Annotated in this window: 1 protein-coding gene; it reads left to right on the top strand. The window is 70.1% G+C overall.

From position 1 onward, the window contains the following. Positions 1-85: 85 nt before the first annotated feature. A partial coding sequence (locus EN846_RS34450; protein ID WP_245518777.1) for a UbiA family prenyltransferase occupies positions 86-301 on the top strand: 216 nt, incomplete at its 3' end.

Here is a 301-nt window from a genome sequence, read left to right as displayed (position 1 = left end):
GGAGTATCCTATCGCCATGGCTGATACCCCCCTCACTTCGCCGCAGTCGCCGGCGACGCCGCGTTGGCGGCATTACTGGAGTCTGATGCGCGCTGATCGCCCGATCGGCACGCTGCTGCTGCTGTGGCCCACCTGGTGGGCGTTGTGGCTGGCCGCGGGCGGCCTGCCGCCGCTGTGGACGCTGTTCGTGTTCACTGCCGGCGTGTGGCTGACCCGCTCGGCCGGTTGCGTCATCAACGACTACGCCGACCGCTGGCTTGACCCGCACGTGGAGCGCACCAAGGCGCGCCCGCTGGCCACC

It is taken from the genome of Mesorhizobium sp. M4B.F.Ca.ET.203.01.1.1 (assembly GCF_004791025.1).
Classification (GTDB): Bacteria; Pseudomonadota; Alphaproteobacteria; order Rhizobiales; family Rhizobiaceae; genus Mesorhizobium; species Mesorhizobium abyssinicae.
This window is presented reverse-complemented; position numbering and strand designations above follow the sequence as displayed.